The sequence below is a fragment of the Erwinia sp. L03-1 genome, from assembly GCF_058686115.1.
In genome coordinates this window covers 3,289,565-3,307,302 of record NZ_CM178762.1, presented here as the reverse complement: position 1 = coordinate 3,307,302, position 17,738 = coordinate 3,289,565, and the positions used below count along the sequence as shown (strand labels likewise).

Below are 17,738 nucleotides of genomic sequence, written 5' to 3'. Positions count from 1 at the left end.
TGATGACGGTGTGTACAATGCACCGTTACCCAAACTCATTTGCCACAAGGTAATTTTTCCAAATCGGCTCGAGACCAGCAAGTATGTAAAAAATTGCAAGCTTGGCAGCAAATTCGTTCGTCTATTTCTAATAAATAGCATTTTGTTTTTTTTCTATCAAATACAGCTTGATGAGCGCAGTGATGATTTTCAGAGTCTATAAATATTATTCGTGGGTTAGTTGAGCGAGTATTAATAGCAGATATCCCATTAGCCTGATTTTCCGTTAGACACTCTGCCCATGCGTGAAAACGGCATGGTTCAATTAGTGGCTTATCGGAAAGATAATGTTTTTCTTTTCCTGTGACAACAAACCATTCATTATAAGAATTTTTTATTTGCTTAATAATCGCCGTGGAATTTAGAGGGTCGAATGATTTCGTTGGAAAACCCGGAAATTTATTTAGAGGGGATATTTCCAAGGTGAAACTTAATTCACCTCCACACCTTTGATAAAGTTCATCCAAACAAGAAGATACAGAGTCTAAATGTTCACTGAGATCATTTGTATTTCCGTTGCTATTTTTAATATAGTCCACTGGAAAGTTTTCGCCCGAGTTACTTACTATCGCAAATATCCCATCACTCCGTTGGAAAATTAGAATTGGATAAATTAGAATTTGTGGTTTTGGCCCATGAAATCGACTTCCTGTCACTTCATAATGTACGTGAACGCCATAATAAACTGAGTCAATTGAGTCAGCGCTAATATATTCATTTAGTTGGGTTGAGCGTAAAGGATATGGGATTTCTTTTGCAAGCCGTGAGCGATGTAGTAAATCAAATAATGAATCAGCATTAGTCTGGTATGTTTCTAGATCGAAAATGTGAATATCTCTAGAGCTTACTTTACCACTAGTAAATGTTAGAGTTGGGTTTGTAAACACAACAGTCCATTCGCCATTGGATAGAACTGCGCATGGAGTATCATGCGTATTCTTCTCTTTCATCGTTTGTACGTAGCCAATTATTTGCCTTATATAGTCATGCCATAAATTTATAACAGGAGAACTATCCTCTGTATTCCCATCGAGCACATGGCATACTGCCGCAGCAATTAGTTCCTCATTTATTCTTCTGTCGTCTGGTTTCCGTGCTGTAACAAAGGGTTTACCCCAAGCTTTAGCTTCAAAAATCATCAACGGCGCATTTGTATCTTCATTTAAACCAACATAATCCATGAAGCGTGTGGTTTCTGCTTTTATTCTGGCTTCTTCTGTAACATTTCCTTTAGGGCCAAGACTCCAACCTAGGATTGTTAATAGCCGATCGAGAAAAAACACTCGCGTATTGTGTTCATGCAGCACATCAGCACATTTTCGTGCATAAGGATTGGGATTTCCCTGCGTAATAACATATTCGATATCTATTAATAGTTCAGATAGCCCCTCTTTAAATCGATTTCGCAGCTGGTAGTCGTTCACTGAATAAACTCCGGCAAACGATAGAGTAGGCGCCTAGCTGCGGGCCAACCTGCTGCCATAAATATATCCAGACTGTCAATCAAGCGTTCACGCCTGCATTCCTTTTCAAAAATTATTTTATAATCAGCAAGGAAAATTCCCATCATTTTTACCAGTTGATCCATTCCCATTGATTCGTTTTGGAAACCGGTTTTAGTTCCATGACGCAATGCATGAGCCATAAGGTCAAAACATTTCTCAGGATTTACAGGAATGAGTGTTTCAAGTAATTCTAAAAGATAGTAGATGGTGTGTGGTGTACCACAATCGCCTATACGTCTCAGGTGTCTTTCTGTTTCATTTAGGAATATTTTTAATCCGCTATGATTTAATGACGATATACTCGCATTGAGTTTGCCTTCACATGCAAAACGAAGCTGAGAGCAAGCTGTGTCTATAATTTGAGCACATAACTTTGCATTTTCTTGATCCGTATCTGACATCTTACTAAGAGAATAATATTTTTCTAGATTTATTCCAGCTGAATCAATAATTTCAAATGCCATATCAGATATTCGTTGTCTAATAGCCGAGTCTTTAGGTGCTGCTTGGTCAGAGAGCCCAAGAACGAATCCTTCTCTTGAAGCTACTAATATGCTATTTAGCTCATTTTTATATATCGTTGGGTTGACAATCCAGTGTTGCAATATTTCATAGGCTTCATTGATATTATGTACACACCAGAGGATGGCCAGATCACTGCTGACTATATTTCGAATGCGTTTCTGATGTTCAGGGTTATCATCAAAACGATTCAGTAAATTACTGATCATCTCGAAAACACGTTGAGGGTTCGTATGCAATAGTCTTCCGATACCGTCTCTAACCATGTGTTCAATAATACCTGTGTTACTTTCTTGCTCTAGGCGTTTGCTCAGGTATTCCCATGCCGTTTCCTGATCAAACTCCCATAGGTGTAATAGGCGAGCTGATATCTGAAAACGCACTGCGGGGTGAGGATCATTTAGCATCTTTTTAATGTCAGGTTTAAGTCGAGCATAAAGATCTGGTCGCAGAGGCATTACATCGATAAGGATTTGTGCTGCATCAATTCTTGGTGCTGGAGAACGCCAACCAACACTTTGAGCAAAATTTTCCTCAGTATCCTCATCTACAGTAGGGTCTGTAGAGTTATAAATGATTTGTAGTAATTCTAAAAAATGCCAAGTTCGTTCCTCAGCCCTATCACTATGTTCAAGTGGCAGCATTTTTTTGGAAATAATCGCGGAGCACCCTTTGGCAATAACGTCTTCTGCTAATGTTCTGACATATGAATGAATATTTTCTAAGCTAAGTTTATCCCGCACGGTTTCGAGAGCACTAAAGATTTCATCTATTGATAAATTAGACGAAAGTTCCCTGTTAGAGTCTAAACCGAGCGTTGATTTGGCTGTTTCTATAGTTTTGATAAGATCTTTATTATCTGGCTCATCTATGTTCAAGCCATCAATATAGTGATATGGCATATCGCTACTAATAGTTGTATGTAATCTAAAAATCCTGTCATTGTGTAACGATTCGTTATCAGTAATGGTATTTTTTAGTAAAATTCTAGCTGCATCAGTACATAAATTATCTGAACCAATTGTATTGAATAGGCGACATAGTAGCCTATTCTTTGCTTCTTCTTGATAAGGATGTTCGGAAAAGTCATACATAAAAGCTGTTTTTTCCAAATTATATCGTTCAGATTTCGAACGACGTTCAATCCCTTTGCTTACTAGATCGATAGCATCTTTACGAGTATCACTGTTGCGGATGAAAATTTCTTGAGAAGCAATAGGCCAAATAATATCAATAAGACTATCATCTCTTTCATTTGCTGCAAGGAATAGCCTAGCCCAGAATATAGCCAGCGATGCTTTTTCACCGATAAGTTGCGCGAGAATAATAGCATCTGGCTCAGGGGCTTCTCTCAGGCACTGAAGTAGCTTTTTAATCAGTACTTCACCATCATGGCCGTAGTTACTATCAGGATCGTGTGCCCATATGTGGCTACGATCAGTTTGAAGATTAATATCATAACCAGAAACTGATAAATGTTCTCCAAGAGTATCCAGAGGGTGCTTTCTTGCTACGAAGCCATGCATTGCCCTAACTACAGCTTCAATTGCTTGCGTCGGATGTTGTTTGAGAAAATTGGGAAAATACTCACCGAGTGAATAACGAGCTGATTCATAATCCTGTCGTGTATTTGACCTCAGCGGTAGAATTCTGCTACTTCCCAGATTAGTTTCTCTTTCCTCCACGTCATCATGGCTATAAACAAAATCAAAAACCTTAATAACAAAATTTGGAGCTTTCTTCCCGATTTTCTCGATATTGTAACAAAGAGCAGGAATCTCCTCTGACCCAAAATGCTGTAACCTTTCAGGGTCGAGGATACTTTCGAGTAAACGAGAAGAATTAGAAATGTCGGTATCGATAGTGTCAGCAACGAAGGGAATTGAGCTTCTGACTAAGTACCCTGGTTCATCCAGTGTGAGGCTGTATGAAAGCAATACACGGCTCGATACACCAAGCATCTCACGTAGGGAATTGTTATCGGCAACTCTTTTAATCAGTTGGTACAATAAAAAACGTAAAGTCTCCGGTATATACTTTACTTCTGGCGTCAGGGCTGCTGCCAAATGTACCCATGGAAGAAGAGGAATCTTCGTCTCATCTTCAAAACGTATTGCTAATGCACCACAAATATGGCCTAGACTATCGATGGCTATCTTGTCATTAATAGCAACTCGTTTTGCGAGCCAAAGTAGGTCATTTTTTTCTGTTGGATACTCTGCCGCGATACGACCAGCATAGCTACGCATGATTGGATCACATTCTTTATTATTTAGCAGGTGACCTATAGCACGCCAAAAGTGATGGTGATCATCGCTGTACTCCCAAATTTCCTTAAGAATGAAGCCTAGGGCAGGAGACAAGATTAACCCCTGAGCTTGTTGTTTAGGAAAATGTTGCGTTCCATTAATTAGTGAGTCTGGATCAAATGCAGTTTGTGCAGCCGCGTAGTCAAATAAAAGATGGTGGCGAAACTGTACCCAACGATCATTGCCTTCTCGTGTTAATACCCCTTCTCGACACAGTATGTCGATCATTTCTGCATTAGTCTGAGAAAGAAGTGACGGTGCCTTGAGAGATCGAGAGGTGATCATTGCATCTACAAGTGCTTTAAGACACTGAATTGCGTTAAGGCCATGTGCTTCAACACGGTATTGCCAATATATTTTTAACAATTCAGTCTGGGATGAAACATTAAGCAAGCTAATGTGTGAGTTCTGAGAGATTAACTCTGCAAGAAGCCTCGTATTAAAAGGCACTTTAGCTAGATCGTACAGCCTTTCAGAGACACCGTTCAGTGATGTAGCTAACGCAGGAGACTGTTTTAATAGCTGCTTGAACTCGTTATCTGACCAACGAGGGATGACTATATGACGAACAGCTGAAAACATAGAGTCAGATAGTTCAGCAATGGGAGAGTGCCCTTTAAATAACTCACGAAGTTTAACACCCATCCTTAGATCAAAACTGCGGATTGAAGCAATCACACGCCATCGACCAGCACGTTCCATTATTTTTTCAATTAGAGGACGAAAAACTGCTTCACCTTTTCCTCCCCTAGTAGCATCTAGCGCATCAATAATCAGCCAACCTTGTGATGGGCCATCCCATGCTTCGATAACTTCAGTTAGACTATGTTCAAGCCTGAGCTCGCGGCTAAGTCCCTCTAATGATTCCACTGAGTATCGATCAACCGCTAGCTCCAACACATCATCGCCTCTTTGACGAAGATTGCGGGCGAGAGTATTAAGCACACCACTTTTACCGGCTCCAGGTTCACCGATAATCAGCAGAGAACCAGTTTGTACTGCCTCTTCAACGGCATTTTGGCACTCTCTGGTTATGCTTACCGGATGTCCAGACTCGCTTTCGATGATTTCGTATCGCTTAAGTGAGTTACCAATTTCCAAGGAGTGCTGACGAAGCCGGGCAATATCATTGAGGTATAGTGGGGGAGCTGCCAGTTTTATGCCTTTCCCCATAAGTTCATTACGCAGTAGTGCGCTATCTCCACCGCCACGGCGAGACATCATTTTGCCACAGATTTCTGCAAGCACACTTAGAGCTGTCGCTGGATCTGTATCCTGTTCAAGGCTCCGCGTAAGCTTGGAGGTGATCACCGAGTCCATGCTTTCAAAATCGACAACCAACACAGCTACGAGCCGAGAAAGTTGGGTTAGTAAATGAGGTGGTTGAGGGGCCGATGTTGAGCGTTTCCATGCGTTAAAAACGCAGCGTTCAAAAATATCGAATGCCTGTTGCTGACTCTTATTCATGGCTCCGCTACCATGATGAGAAAAAAGTTGCAGGGTAGTTGGAAGAGTTGTGCGAACAGTTACGGGGGCTTTAGCGCTAACAGCTAAAACGAGGCGATCTTTATCTGGGTCTAGAGGCCTATTCCATTCCAAAGAACCATTACCATTCTCGGATGTCAGCCAGTATCGAACAAATTGCTCCACCGTTCGGTAAAATGGGCTGTTTTCATCATCTGAAAGAGAAACTGTCGTTTTGGCTTGAATGGCTACAAAACCATCAGCGGAAGTTGCCACCAGTATATCGTCTACAGGCGCTTCAGTTTCAAAACGTAACCAGATAGGAACTGCACTCCCTAATCCAAGATGTGCATCCAGTCTGTCGCCATTGAGAATTTGTGCAGCAAAATAAGCGCCTAGCTTTTGCTCGAATAAAATACCGCTACTGGTTGCCGCACCACCACCGTTCGCTGGGCCATTCAGATTCGTATCAGACAAATTCCACCTTCACATTTCTTTTGGAGTGCCGGATGCACATTTGACCTTATTATAAGCATTATTATGTTAATAAAAGTCTTTTATAACAATGGATAATGTAGGCTCATTTATTGATTTCATACAAGGCATTTTCTCATCACTAGGTCGGGTTTGAGTCAAAGGTCACATAAGCCTGTTTTTCATAATTGGTACTAAACGTCATGTAGTTCTTGATGTGATAATTACTACTTTGTAGTGGTTTGGCATTGCTGACCTGCTCCCCTCTGGTTAATCCATCGCCAGGCTAGTAATGTTTATCATTGAACGATGAGGACATTACCCATGAAAAAGCGTTTCTCTGAAGAACAGATCATTGGCATCCTGCGCGAAGCTGAGGCCGGCATGACAGCTAAGCAGTTGTGCCGTAAGCATAATATTTCCGATGCGACATTTTATACGTGGCGAAAAAAATTTGGCGGTCTGGAAGTCTCCGAAGTCAAGCGTCTCAAAGCGCTTGAAGATGAAAACGCACGTTTGAAAAAATTGTTGGCTGAAACCATGCTGGACAAGGAGGCCCTGCAGGCAGCGCTTGGGGTAAAGTATTAACACTGTCTCACAAGCGCAATGCGGTTGCTCAGATGTGCCAGCAATCAGGTATTTCAGAACGTCGTGCCTGCCATCTTGCCGGGCTTTCCAGAGCAACTTGTCGTTATCGCTCTCTTCGGGCACAACGAGATGAAGCGCTGTCGGAACAGATAAAAGCGCTGGCGCATGAGCGCCGACGCTTTGGTTACCGTCGTATCTGGCAACTGCTGCGACGCGATGGCGTCGACGTAAACCATAAAAAAGTCTACCGTATTTATCATGAAAATGGATTGGCTGTTCACCGGAGAAAGCGTCGTAAAGGGCTGTCCGTGGAGCGTCAACCTCTTGTTCGGCCCAGTGCTCCAAACATGACCTGGTCGATGGATTTTGTCATGGACGCTCTCGCCGGTGGCAGAAGGATAAAATGCCTGACGTGCGTGGATGATTTCACCAAAGAGAGCCTCGATATCGCTGTTGCGCACGGGATCTCTGGCGAACAGGTGACGCGGATACTCGATAATGTGGCGTTATTCAGGGGTATCCCAAAGCGATACGCACCGATCAGGGGCCAGAATTTACCGGCCATGCGCTGGACCAATGGGCTCATTATCATGGCATTGAGTTAAAACTTATCCAGCCGGGAAAACCGACACAAAATGGTTTTATCGAAAGTTTTAACGGGCGGTTTAGGGATGAATGCCTGAATGAACACTGGTTCAAGGATCTTGATCAGGCACGCGAGATCATCAGCGACTGGCGACAGGACTATAACGAGCGAAGACCACATTTTGCGCTTAATTACCTGACGCCGTTGGAATTCGCTGCAAACTATCGCAGTGGCAAAAATGATACGGCTCAAAACGATGTTACTAGTTAAGTGTCGGCTTAATTATTGGGGGCAGGTCATGTGCTGATTCGTTCGTATCCATTCGGCTTCGTTTGACATCGCTGCATTTATAGTTATGATTGGGTCATAACATAAACGGATGACTCTATGGAAAGAGATGACGGTTTAGACTATTTACTTTCACTACATGGCTCGACAGTGTACCGGGATGATGGGTATTGGTGGAAAGTCGAGGTATGGGAAGTTAAGCCAACATCTTTCATTCCGCATGGTATACGTTACACCTTAACGCTACATGACAAATACAACACTCGTGTCTTTGGCATAGACAATGCTCACGGGATAAAATCGCCTAAAAAAGGCTGTTACTCAGGCAGGTTGGTTTATGACCATATGCATCGTACCCCCTATGATAAAGGGTACCCGTACGAGTTTGTGTCAGCAGCGCAGCTTATTGAAGATTTTTTCATAAAATCAGACGAAGTCATCGCGCAACGAGAAAACCGAGGTTAACAATATGAAAGCTCTCATTGGTATTATGCCTGAAGAGCACATCCGTCAAAGGATGCTTGCGATCGTTAAAGGCGAGTACAACCCTGAGCCGGGGGAACCAAGAGTCTGGTTTACATCAGTAAATGCACTGGCTCAGGTCCTTAGTAACGAGAACATTGAACTTCTAAGACTAATGGAAGAGCAAAAGCCAGAAACTATTACCGAACTGGCTGAGATGTCTTGCCGTCAGAAAAGCAATCTTTCCGTTACTTTAAAGACCCTTAGCTCTCGCGGTTTTGTTCGGCTTGAGAAGCAAGGGAGAGGCATTAAGCCTGTGGCGCTTTTTACTGAATTTGACATTCAGGTCAAACAAGGATTCATTACTAAGTTTGGGCCAAAGGCTGCTTGATTGTGATCGACTTAAAGCAACAATAAACTCACCACCCGGCAGGTTTTGCTATCTGTAATCAGCCCACTCAGGTGGGCCTTTTGTGTTCCAACAAAATCAATATGTCGATGACGCGATGAAGACATCACTTACATCGCGATGTATTAATCAACGGGTAGCAGGTCAGCCGGGCATTCTCACGCTGCCCTTTCTTTCTAAGTTTGTGAACCCCCTCACGTCCCCTGGATCTATATCTAAGAAATTCTATTGTGAAATGGAACTAATATAAACATAGTATTCCTGCGGATGAAGCCGCACTGGGAACACTATGGCATCGTAACAGAGCCAACTTAAAAAGGATAAACTGCTATGCCCAAGTCCGATCGTAAGTTTGTCAACACTGGCAAAGAGCAGCAGTATGAATTAAGGGACTGGCTGTACCGCAATAGTTTCTCAACGAAGCAAAGTAATATTGATGCGCTGAGAATCATCATTAACGTTGAGGTAAAGAAAGGCATCACGGCGGATAATATTACCTGGAGTGAGCTTGATGCCGCGCTAAGGGATAACCCGGCGTGGTTTAGTTCGCTGGATCCAGTCGGCAAGTAATATTACAGGGTTAACTTACCGCCACTGCCTGCGTGGCAGTGAAAATCGGTAAGGCTGGGGCTGCTTTGAAGCCCCAGTGTGACTGCTATTGACGGGGCAGGGTGAAGCTCACAAAACCTCTGTTTGCTGGCGCGACCGGGGTGTCCGTCTGGTAATAACCTAACGAGAGCGGTATAGCCTGAATAACTGTGTAATCCCGCTCCACACTGTCAGGTATCACGGTATCCAGTCCACTGCCGAAATGGCCCGTGAAAACACACGGCAGACATCAGCTCTCTGATAAAAGTGGTTCATTCTCTCTTGGTGCCCAGTCTTTCTCGGAAAAATCATCCGTTGGGCAGGTTCGTGCGCTCAGGCCACACTTTAAAATAAAATCGTTCGCGCCGGCTGGCAGGTTCTCTTCCCTGAAAAGTTCGGCCAGTACAAACAGGCTGTCGTTAAACGATAGCGATCTGATCTCGACGGGCAGCCAGCCGGTGCGTTTGAAAATCAGATGGTGCAGGGCATCCTCGCCTGAAAGGGGGAGATAGCGGGTTGAATAGGTTTTGCGGTGTTTGGCCAGCAGCACCTCAAGGATAAAAATCTGCGCAATACGCTGTTTTGCCGCGTTTCCCGCTGCACTGTTGCTGTCGCTGATCTCCGCAGGCGTTATACCGCTATTCTGGCAAACTCTGGCAGCGATAACGTCCCACAGAACATTGTAATGACTCATTGGATGGCCTTATCTGATATTCCTGTACGAATGAACATATCAGACCTCTGTCGGACCTGCCAGAGGCCTTCGGGCAATAATTTCTACCCTTGCCCGTCAGCGCGTACGGGGATTAATGGCGACTGGCGCAGCCGCATTTTGTCATTGTCCCATGGACCTCTTTTCCCAGATGTGAATGCCTGATTTGCAGCTCGCTTTTACGGCGTGCATCGCTCTGTATGGCACTGCCGCCCAGCAGCTGATCCAGTGCTTCGGCAATCTGCTGGTCGCAGGGCGGTGCCCAGCTGGTCAGGTGCCAGGTAGACGCGCGCGCTTCATCCACGTCGGCAAATCCCACCACGCCAATGTGCACTCCCTGGCCGAAATCACGAATCGCCTGCATGGCACCAAATGCCAGCAGATCGTTTTCACAAAACAGGGCATTAATGCGTTCGGATGCTCGCGTCTTTTTCAGGTAACCGAGCATCGCCTGATACGCCAGCTCACGGTCAGCGCCGCCTGCCGTCAGCACCTTGTTCAGCGTTTTATCCTGCTGGATTAAGGCATCGGCAAAGCCTGTCATTTTCTGGGCAGACGCGGGATTGCTCTCCCGTTCCTGCAGGTAGCCAAAGCGCTGGAATCCCTGCGACAGCAGCAGGCGTGCCGTCTCCGCACCTGCCGCAGCGTAGTCAGCGCCCGTCCAGGTTGTGCTGGCTTCGCTGATGCTGCCCGGGCAGACGACGGGAATATCCGACAGCGCTTTGAGGGTGCTGATTAGCGCGTCGCGGTGATCCGTCCCGATGATAATCAGCCCGTCGGGCAGTGAACGCTGTGCCGCCTTCAGCACCGATTGCCAGTGATTATCAGATTCAACGTTCAGCAACAGCGTCAAAGCGCCGCGGTTATTAAGTTGCCTGGTAACTTCACCCAGCATGTTCAGGGTACAGGGATGGGTCAGCCCGTTAATGACCACGCCGACAGTTCGGGTGTCAGGGGACTTCACCTGATGCTCATTTATGGCGTTATTCATTATGGTTTATCCGATTTCACGTTGGACAGAACGACATATCAACAGGTTACAAAGTAAAGGAATCAGTCCGCTTACGACAGTCTGGCGTCTGAAATTTGCGGTACATCTCGATTTTTAAATCCCGCTGCGGCCTAAACCAGGCTGTAGCCGCGAGAGCACATCGACTTTTTTGCAGAATTAAATGGCCGCTTTTAAGATTTTATAGCATTGTGACTGAGGCATTACTGAGTAGAATCCCCTTCACTGAAAGAGGGTAATTTATGAAAAATGTCATACTGAGCATGCTGGCAAAGATATCCCGACTGGATGCGGAAACCAAACGGCTAACCGCCAGAGTGGAAGCACAGTCTCTGCTTATCAGCGCGCTGGTGTTAGCCGTCGGAAAGAAGGGCGGGGTGACACGCATGATTGAGAGCGCGAATAAGGCCATAAATACGGTGATTGAAACGTCTCAGGCTGATGAACTCCTGCGCTCCGACGCGGCACTGCTGCTTGCAGAATTTCAGGATTTACTGTTGATCGCTAAACTGATCGAAACGGCTGATGCTGAAATTAACCACGACGATCTCTCTAAGCTCATCAACTCGCCCGGCGGCCAGCTGGATAATAAAGGCGAATCTGATAGTAAAATATAATGTTCAAATAACGTTGTTGTTGATTCAAACAGCCGTGGTCAATAAACGTCATGTCTGATTATTCACAGACCCGCCCGTAATCTCCCGCTAAAGGGCGGTGCGCTTGCCCCTTGCTACCTTCCCTCTGCCCATACGGTAATAATGGTATCAATCAGCCGGTCTGAGATGCCCATACAAAAAACAATCAGGTGCCCGAAGGGGCCACCGCACGCTGTCGCGACGGCTCTTACAGTTTTAGTCGCCATCATCGGGGAACCTGTTCGCACCATGGCGGCGTAGCGGAGTGGCTGGACCAGGAGTAAAGATGACATCACCCTTGTCGCTGGTATGATGATAGTTTGATACCGAACTCTGCGGCACTTTATGCACTCACTTGACGATCTCTTTCATCGGCTTTCGCACTCCCCCTTTCGCCGGCGCTTTAAGCTCGGTAGCGCAGAGTACCAATACTGCCTCAGTAAAGGGGAAGAGGCGATCGGACAGCATGCGACGGACTTTATCAGCGCGCGGCTGGCACCGGCAGAGCCGCCAAATGATGGCCGTCAGACACCGATGCGTGGCCACCCGGTATTTATTGCTCAGCATGCGACAGCAACCTGCTGTCGCAGCTGTCTGCATAAATGGCACGGGGTTAATCAGCACCAGGAGATGACCGCTGAACAGCAGGCCAGGGCAATAGCGGCTATTTTGCGCTGGATCGGGCAGGAAATGCAGCGTCCCGCTCCCCTGACCAAACCCCGAAAGTCTCAAAAATCCCGCCCGAAAAAAGAGGGATCCCTTCAGTCGCAACAGCTCGATCTGCTCTGAGTGATTATTAATGCTAAAGATTTCCAGTTTACAGCGGGTATAAAGCCCCGACATTTTTCCTGCAGGAAGGCCTGAATTCAACTTATTTGCCCACCTGTAAAGATTTAACCACCACGACAGCAGGTTTTTTTTGGTAAAAATTCTGAATGTAATAGGAAAGTGTATGTTTCGTTATATCCTCCCTATTTGAAAGTGTATTATCCCGTCGTTGTATAACGTGACAGCTATAGGATCATGATGGGCGATTATTACTATCTGGAGCAAAAACCGCACCAGCAGACTCTTAATGTAGTTCACCGCAACGGATGCCAGAAGCTAGGGATCCTCAGACGGCAGAGAGAGTTTTTAGGTACTTTCTACACCTCAGCAGATGCGTTGTTAATAGCGAAAAAGCGTTATGGTCGCAGTGGGCTTTGTCCTCTCTGCTGCCAGGAAAAGCGCTAAATTGCGGCCGCAGGCAGCGCGTTCTCCTTATTGCCTGCCTGCGGTACCGCTGATACTCTGTCGCCGAAAGTCTTACCCTCTACAGGACAATGAATGATCTGGCTGATGCTTGTAACGCTGGTGGTGGTGTTTATTATTGGATTTCGCGTCCTTAACTCAAAGGTGCGCCGTGCCACTAAGGCATTAAACCGACGGCTGAATCTCGATCCTGTCTATGTGGAATCACTGATAAGTCAGATGGGTAAAACCGCAGGGGGGGAGTTTGTCGACTACCTTTCCGCTGACGATGAGGTCCATAGCGTCAACGCAGCCAGCGTGCTGCTTATCTATCAGGTATTTATTCTTGATGAATCGGATGAAAGCCTCACTTTCTGGCACGGTGTGCTGCGTAAAGCAAACATTCCGGTTGAAATAACGCATGAGCAGGTCAGGCTTGCGCTCGAATATCTTCGTGAGACAGAGCCTGATGCGCAGGAAATGCAGGCCTTTCGTCTGCGGTATAACGCCCGATTCGCGCCGGAAGCGATAGTCATAGAGGGTGAGTACAATAATGTCTACTTTCTCAATAGTCGCTCAGGACGCCACTGATCGGCCCCCCCCCCCGTTGAAAAAAAGGGTATTTTTTAGACGAATTTTTCCCATTTATTTACTGGGGGTATGATTTCATTTCCATATTAATTTCCGGTACTGTCTGCCGTAATTTTGGGGTTTTGGGCACAAATAACGCAGGAAGCGGAGCTTTTCCACATATTTGATGCGGAATACCTGTTACTGCCTCCTGCAATAACATGAGCAACGCTTAACAAATATATATTTCCTCTTCAAATATTACATTCTGTAACTCTTGTTTCCATAACATTACGAATAGATCCGTCGATAACTATTTTAATTAACTCAAATTACATTTCATTAGCATGTGAGAGTCGTAATGTTATGCTTCTTCAAAAAGAAACTACCCGTCGTAAGTTTTTACTAGGGTCGCTATTGGCCTTGCCATTAAGTGACATGGTATTTAAAGGATTAACCGCAGCGCAGGCTGCAGAAATGGCCGCACCCGAGCTGGTCGACTATAAGCCGATTTTCTTTTCCGCAGATGAGTGGCAGTTCATTATGGCCGCCTGCGATCGTCTGATCCCGGCGGGCGGCCAGGGTAAAGCCCCAGGCGCGCTGGAAACCAATGTGCCGATTTTCATCGATCAACAGATGCATGGCGATATCGGCGACGAAATCTATATGCAGGGGCCATTCGATGTTCACGCACCCGCAACAATGGGCTATCAGATCCCTTTCCGTCCCCAGCAGATCTATAAAACGGGCATCCGGCTGATTGACGGCTGGTGTCAGCAGCATCATCAGCAGCCTTTCCATGCGCTGTCGACGGCCGATAAAGACGCGGTCCTGACCCAGGTGCAGAAAAACGATATTAACTTCGCCGAACTGGGCGAAGACTCACTGAAGGGATCGCAGTTCTTTAGCGAACTGCTTTCGGATACCAAACACGGCTACCTTTCCGACCCGATGTACGGCGGCAATAAGGGGATGAAGGCGTGGATCGCCATCGGCTTCCCCGGCGCGCGCGCCAGTTACACCGAGTGGGTCAAGCAGCATAACGTGCCCTATCCGCTGGGCCCGGTCAGTCTTCTTGGCCAGCGTGCCTGAATTCACTGAGTACTTTCCCGTTTTCTGATACTGGCAGGATTTAAGATGGCATTGGTAAATAAAGAAGAAGTCGACGTCGTTGTCGTCGGCCTGGGCTGGGCTGGCTCGCTGATGAGTATTGAACTGGCGATGGCCGGGCTGAAGGTGCGTGCGCTGGAACGCGGCGGCGATCGCGATTATGCTGATTTCGCCTACCCGAAACCGGCAGACGAATACGCCTATGCGGTGCGTAATAAGGTGTTTGCCACACCTGCAGAGGCGGCAGTAACCGTACGCTATAATATGAGTCAGACAGCACTTCCGACCCGCAAATGGGGCGCATTCTGCCCGGGTAATGGCGTCGGGGGATCGGGTCTGCACTGGACGGCGGTATTGATCCGTCCAACGCCAACCGATCTGAAGCTGAAAACCTATGCGGACCAGGCTTATAAGCCGGGTATTCTGCAGGACGATATGACTATCGGCGACTTCCCGTTCACCTGGGAAGAGATTGAGCCGTACTATGAGAAATTTGAACATATCTGCGGGCAGTCTGGCCTGACGGGTAACCTTCGCGGCCAGATTATGCCCGGCGGCGATCCTTTTGAAGGCCCGCGCGCGAATCCTTATCCGCTGCCCCCGCTGGAGGATACGCTCAACAACACGATGTTTGTTGATGCGGCAAAAAAGCTGGGATACCACCCGTTCCCGAACCCATCCGCCTGTGTGTCTCGCGCATGGACCAACCCTTACGGCAACCAGATTGCACCCTGCAACTACTGTGGCTACTGCAGTAAATATCCCTGCCTGAACTACTCCAAGGCGTCGCCGCAAACCGCCGTCATGGACTCGCTAAAACGTATGGATAACTTCTCATATGAAGTTCATGCCAACGTGATGAAAGTTGTGCTGCACGACGATAAGAAAACCGCCAAAGGCGTTATCTATATTGATGCCCAGGGCAATGAGTGCTTCCAGCCGGCAAAAATCGTGGTGCTGAGCAGCTTCCAGTTCTGCAACGTGCGCCTGATGCTGCTATCCGGTATTGGCCAGCCGTATAACCCGATTACCAACGAAGGGGTGATCGGGCGCAACTATGCGTTCCTGAGCAACGGCGGTGCCACGCTGTTCTTTAAGGATAAAAACTTCAACCCGTTTGCTACCGCAGGCGCCACCGGCCAGATGTTTAATGATATCTCCCCGGGCAACTTCGACGGTCCTTCACTGGGCTTTATCGGCGGGGCAAAAATTCACAGCTCGCAGGCGACCGGTACGCCAATCAGCACCGCGCTGCCAAAAGGCACGCCGACCTGGGGTGCGGGCTGGAAAGAGGGGATGGAGGAGTGGTACGGCCACTCAATGAAAATCAGCATCACCACCACCTGTATGTCATATCGCGATATCTATCTTGACCTTGATCCAAACTATAAGGATGAGCACGGCTACCCGCTGCTGCGCATGACCTTTAACTGGAAAGAGAACGAACTGAAGCTGCAACAGCACCTGAAAGGGATCGTGGGTAACATTACCAAAGAGCTGAACCCTGATAGCTACAGTGAAAGTTTCCTGCCAATGGATGCCAACTTCGACCTGACCAAATATGTCTCCACCCACAACGTGGGCGGCGCAATCATGGGCGACAACCCGAAAACGTCTGCGCTGAACCGCTACCTGCAAAGCTGGGATGTCCACAACGTCTTTGTGCCGGGCGGCAATGCTTTCCCACAGAATTTCCAGGCGAACCCGACCGATACTATCGGCGCGCTGACGCTGATGGCTGCGCAGGCCATTAAGGATATGTATCTGAAGAACCCCGGCCCACTGGTACAGGCATAGGCGATATGAAAAAAATGACACTGAAGGGATTGTTACTCGCTAATGCTTTGCTGATAAGCGGGGGATATGCGCAGCTGGCGCAGGCCGATGATGCCGCCCTGATCAAGCAGGGGGAGTATATCTCCCGCCTGGGTGACTGCGGCGCCTGCCACTCACTGCCTGGCAAACCGGCGTTTTCGGGAGGGCTGGCGATTGAATCCAATCTGGGCACCATCTATTCAACCAATATCACCCCGGACAAAGAGCACGGAATCGGGCGCTATAGCGAGCAGCAGTTCTCTGATGCGGTACGTAAAGGCGTGTTACCCGACGGTAAGCGTCTTTACCCGGCTATGCCTTACCCGGATTATGCGAAGATCAGCGATGCTGATATGCATGCCCTTTACGCCTACTTTATGCAGGGCGTGAAGCCCAGCGCTGAGCAGCCGCCAGAAACCGATCTGAGCTTCCCGTTCAGCCAGCGCTGGGGAATGCGCTTCTGGAACTGGGCGTTTACCTCTGATAAGCCCTTCAAGCCATTAGACGGGGCGTCTGACGAGGTTAACCGTGGGGCTTATCTGGTTGAAAGCCTGGGCCACTGCGGCAGCTGCCACACGCCGCGCGGGCTGGGAATGAACGAGAAAGCCATGGACAGCAGCGATGCGAAATTCCTTTCTGGCGGTAGCCTCAACGGATGGGAGGTGCCTTCGCTGCGCGGATTGCCACGCTGGACCGCGCAGGAAACCGTGGATTACCTCCAGACCGGGCGTAATGATAAAGCGGCTACTGGCGGGGAGATGACCTCCGTGGTGGAGCACAGCACCTCATGGATGACGCCAGCGGATCTGCAGGCGATTAGCGCTTATCTTAAATTCCTCGGCGGTAATCCTGCCGTCCCGGCTACGGACGACAAAGCCGCCAGCGCGACGGAAGCGAAGCTGACCACAGCGAAAAACCTGTCGGAAGGCGAACGTCTTTATCTGGATAACTGTGGTGCCTGCCACTTTGTCACCGGTAAAGGCGCGCCGGGCGTTTTTCCACAGCTTGATGGTGCCACCATTGTTAACGCGTCGGATCCAACGGGTTTGATCCACACGATTCTGGCTGGCGCACAGCAGCCCTCAACGGCGAAAGCGCCTTCTACGCTGGCGATGCCGGGTTTTGCTCACCGTCTTAGCGATGATGAGGTCGCCCAGCTCGCGACCTTTATTCGTCAGGGCTGGAGCAACAAGGCCGATGCCGTCACGGCCAGCCAGGTGGAGAAGGTAAGAAAAACCCTCCAACACTAAGAGGACACAGAAAGGGGGGGAAACCCCCTTTCTGACCTTTCCAGCCGTTATGACTCTCCTCATCCCTTTCATCCTCTCTGTCGCGTCCGCTGTACCGGCGGACCCACCGGCTTACCCTAAATTATTGTTCTTAATCGATGGCGGGGAAATAAATCCCCCCTGGCTGGGAACAT

General features: G+C 47.6%; 14 protein-coding genes and 1 pseudogene. 11 read left to right on the top strand and 4 right to left on the bottom strand.

The genetic code is table 11. From position 1 onward, the window contains the following. Nucleotides 1-35 precede the first annotated feature (35 nt). Together AC4PCC_RS15290 and AC4PCC_RS15285 are read right to left on the bottom strand one after the other, a co-directional pair. On the bottom strand, nt 36-1,463 hold the full coding sequence (locus AC4PCC_RS15290) for a hypothetical protein (RefSeq protein ID WP_492125080.1): 1,428 nt from the start codon (nt 1,461-1,463) through the stop codon (nt 36-38). Beyond that, complete coding sequence (locus AC4PCC_RS15285) at nt 1,460-6,316, bottom strand: NACHT domain-containing protein (protein WP_492125079.1); 4,857 nt, start codon at nt 6,314-6,316, stop codon at nt 1,460-1,462. Before AC4PCC_RS15285 ends, AC4PCC_RS15290 begins: the two co-directional genes overlap by 4 nt. A 321-nt stretch (nt 6,317-6,637) precedes the next feature. On the opposite strand from AC4PCC_RS15285, the pseudogene AC4PCC_RS15280 reads away from it, so the two are divergent. The 4 genes and pseudogenes from AC4PCC_RS15280 to AC4PCC_RS15265 all read left to right on the top strand — a co-directional run bounded on the left by AC4PCC_RS15280 (nt 6,638) and on the right by AC4PCC_RS15265 (nt 9,216). After that, nucleotides 6,638-7,757: pseudogene (locus AC4PCC_RS15280) on the top strand (IS3 family transposase). A 117-nt stretch (nt 7,758-7,874) separates the two neighbouring features. Continuing rightward, nucleotides 7,875-8,240 carry a toxin-antitoxin system TumE family protein gene (locus tag AC4PCC_RS15275; RefSeq protein WP_067705363.1) on the top strand — a complete coding sequence of 122 codons (366 nt, stop codon included), beginning with the start codon at nt 7,875-7,877 and terminating at the stop codon, nt 8,238-8,240. A 4-nt stretch (nt 8,241-8,244) separates the two neighbouring features. After that, nucleotides 8,245-8,628 carry an HVO_A0114 family putative DNA-binding protein gene (locus AC4PCC_RS15270; protein WP_492125078.1) on the top strand — a complete coding sequence of 128 codons (384 nt, stop codon included), beginning with the start codon at nt 8,245-8,247 and terminating at the stop codon, nt 8,626-8,628. Between the two features lie 348 nt (nt 8,629-8,976). Further along, the gene (locus AC4PCC_RS15265; protein ID WP_067705367.1) at nt 8,977-9,216 is read left to right on the top strand and encodes a hypothetical protein; all 240 of its coding nucleotides are present in this window, start codon (nt 8,977-8,979) and stop codon (nt 9,214-9,216) included. Nucleotides 9,217-9,484: 268 nt separating this feature from the next. Here the strand turns inward: AC4PCC_RS15265 and AC4PCC_RS15260 are convergent, their stop codons facing one another. Both AC4PCC_RS15260 and AC4PCC_RS15255 read right to left on the bottom strand, forming a co-directional pair. Beyond that, nucleotides 9,485-9,928, bottom strand: a complete 444-nt coding sequence (locus AC4PCC_RS15260; RefSeq protein WP_492125077.1) for an ECs1072 family phage-associated protein — start codon at nt 9,926-9,928, stop codon at nt 9,485-9,487. Between the two features lie 112 nt (nt 9,929-10,040). Then, nucleotides 10,041-10,937: a LacI family DNA-binding transcriptional regulator gene (locus AC4PCC_RS15255; protein WP_492125076.1), complete on the bottom strand. Its 897-nt coding sequence runs from the start codon at nt 10,935-10,937 to the stop codon at nt 10,041-10,043. 260 nt (nt 10,938-11,197) lie between these two features. Between AC4PCC_RS15255 and iraP the strand changes: the two genes are divergently transcribed. The 7 genes from iraP to AC4PCC_RS15220 all read left to right on the top strand — a co-directional run bounded on the left by iraP (nt 11,198) and on the right by AC4PCC_RS15220 (nt 17,565). After that, the gene (gene iraP / locus AC4PCC_RS15250) at nt 11,198-11,572 is read left to right on the top strand and encodes an anti-adapter protein IraP (protein WP_067705375.1); all 375 of its coding nucleotides are present in this window, start codon (nt 11,198-11,200) and stop codon (nt 11,570-11,572) included. 188 nt (nt 11,573-11,760) lie between these two features. Next, entirely contained in the window at nt 11,761-11,874 is a 114-nt protein-coding gene (locus tag AC4PCC_RS15245) for a DUF3761 domain-containing protein (protein ID WP_492125075.1), read from the top strand. Nucleotides 11,875-11,935: 61 nt separating this feature from the next. Next, the gene (locus AC4PCC_RS15240) at nt 11,936-12,379 is read left to right on the top strand and encodes a DUF4186 domain-containing protein (protein WP_492125074.1); all 444 of its coding nucleotides are present in this window, start codon (nt 11,936-11,938) and stop codon (nt 12,377-12,379) included. A 537-nt stretch (nt 12,380-12,916) separates the two neighbouring features. After that, nucleotides 12,917-13,411: a DUF1198 family protein gene (locus AC4PCC_RS15235; protein WP_492125073.1), complete on the top strand. Its 495-nt coding sequence runs from the start codon at nt 12,917-12,919 to the stop codon at nt 13,409-13,411. Nucleotides 13,412-13,756: 345 nt separating this feature from the next. Next, nucleotides 13,757-14,482: a gluconate 2-dehydrogenase subunit 3 family protein gene (locus tag AC4PCC_RS15230; protein WP_492125072.1), complete on the top strand. Its 726-nt coding sequence runs from the start codon at nt 13,757-13,759 to the stop codon at nt 14,480-14,482. A 45-nt stretch (nt 14,483-14,527) separates the two neighbouring features. Further along, the gene (locus AC4PCC_RS15225; protein WP_345831053.1) at nt 14,528-16,297 is read left to right on the top strand and encodes a GMC family oxidoreductase; all 1,770 of its coding nucleotides are present in this window, start codon (nt 14,528-14,530) and stop codon (nt 16,295-16,297) included. Between the two features lie 14 nt (nt 16,298-16,311). Continuing rightward, nucleotides 16,312-17,565 (top strand): c-type cytochrome, encoded by a 1,254-nt coding sequence (locus AC4PCC_RS15220; protein ID WP_492127539.1) that lies wholly within the window; start codon nt 16,312-16,314, stop codon nt 17,563-17,565. The last annotated feature ends 173 nt before the right edge of the window (nt 17,566-17,738 follow it).

Coding starts and splice junctions, on each gene's coding strand:
- AC4PCC_RS15275 (WP_067705363.1), top strand. CDS start 7,875: ATGGAAAGAGATGACGGTTTAGACTATTTACTTTCACTACATGGCTCG.
- AC4PCC_RS15270 (WP_492125078.1), top strand. CDS start 8,245: ATGAAAGCTCTCATTGGTATTATGCCTGAAGAGCACATCCGTCAAAGG.
- AC4PCC_RS15265 (WP_067705367.1), top strand. CDS start 8,977: ATGCCCAAGTCCGATCGTAAGTTTGTCAACACTGGCAAAGAGCAGCAG.
- AC4PCC_RS15260 (WP_492125077.1), bottom strand. CDS start 9,928: ATGAGTCATTACAATGTTCTGTGGGACGTTATCGCTGCCAGAGTTTGC.
- AC4PCC_RS15255 (WP_492125076.1), bottom strand. CDS start 10,937: ATGAATAACGCCATAAATGAGCATCAGGTGAAGTCCCCTGACACCCGA.
- iraP (WP_067705375.1), top strand. CDS start 11,198: ATGAAAAATGTCATACTGAGCATGCTGGCAAAGATATCCCGACTGGAT.
- AC4PCC_RS15240 (WP_492125074.1), top strand. CDS start 11,936: ATGCACTCACTTGACGATCTCTTTCATCGGCTTTCGCACTCCCCCTTT.
- AC4PCC_RS15235 (WP_492125073.1), top strand. CDS start 12,917: ATGATCTGGCTGATGCTTGTAACGCTGGTGGTGGTGTTTATTATTGGA.
- AC4PCC_RS15230 (WP_492125072.1), top strand. CDS start 13,757: ATGCTTCTTCAAAAAGAAACTACCCGTCGTAAGTTTTTACTAGGGTCG.
- AC4PCC_RS15225 (WP_345831053.1), top strand. CDS start 14,528: ATGGCATTGGTAAATAAAGAAGAAGTCGACGTCGTTGTCGTCGGCCTG.
- AC4PCC_RS15220 (WP_492127539.1), top strand. CDS start 16,312: ATGACACTGAAGGGATTGTTACTCGCTAATGCTTTGCTGATAAGCGGG.